Source organism: Ciceribacter sp. RN22 (assembly GCF_024054295.1).
Taxonomy (GTDB): domain Bacteria; phylum Pseudomonadota; class Alphaproteobacteria; order Rhizobiales; family Rhizobiaceae; genus Allorhizobium; species Allorhizobium lividum.
Genome location: NZ_JAMXLD010000014.1, coordinates 1 through 842, shown reverse-complemented (window position 1 = coordinate 842; position 842 = coordinate 1). Strand labels below are relative to the sequence as shown.

General features: G+C 68.2%; 1 protein-coding gene. It reads right to left on the bottom strand.

The genetic code is table 11. The features are described from left to right. Positions 1-842 (bottom strand): choice-of-anchor D domain-containing protein (locus tag NHF53_RS22470; protein ID WP_252836188.1); only part of this gene is annotated, 842 nt, incomplete at both ends.

The window sequence follows — 842 nt, the reverse complement described above, 5'->3', positions numbered from 1 at the left end:
TCAATGGTCATGCCGGGCGCCTGGTCCGGCGGCACGGTCACCGTGTCCGGCGGACTTTCGATCGGCGGTCCGGAGGGCGGCGTGCCGGTGCCGGTTGCGGTGTTCTCGACCCGACCGGCGTCGATGTCGGCCTGCGTCGGCGTGTAGGTCGCCGTGAAGGTCACCGTCCCACCGGGCGCCAGCGTCTGCGGCCCCGGCGTGACGGAGACTCCGGCATTGGTGAGCATGGGGTCGTCGACGGTGACGTTCGTCAGGGTCACGTTGCCGGTGTTGCGAACGAGGAAGGAGTAGCTGATCGTCTCGCCGAGATCGATGAAGCCGTCACCGTCCGCGTCATTGAGCGTGCCGGTCTTCTCGATCGTCATGCCGGAGGCAGCGTCCGGCGGCACCAGAACGGTGTCGGGCGGGCTCTCCACCGGCGGACCGGAGGGCGGCGTGCCGGTGCCGGTCGCCGTGTTCTCGACCTGACCGTTGTCGATGTCGGCCTGCGTCGGCGTATAGGTCGCCGTGAAGGTGACGCTGCCGCCCGGTCCGAGCGTTTGCGGCCCCGGAGACACGGAGACCCCGGCATTGGTGAGCATCGGATCGTCGACGGTGACATTCGTCAGCGTCACCGAGCCGGTGTTTCTGACCCGGAAGGAATAGCTGATCGTCTCGCCCAGATCGATAAGCCCGTCGCCATCGGAATCATTCAGCGTGCCGGTCTTGTCGATCGTCATGCCGGGCGTCTGGTCCGGCGGAACCACCACCGTGTCCGGAGGGCTCTCGATCGGCGGTCCGGACGGCGGCGTGCCCGTGCCGGTTGCGGTGTTCTCCACCTGGCCGGCATCGATGTCGGCCTG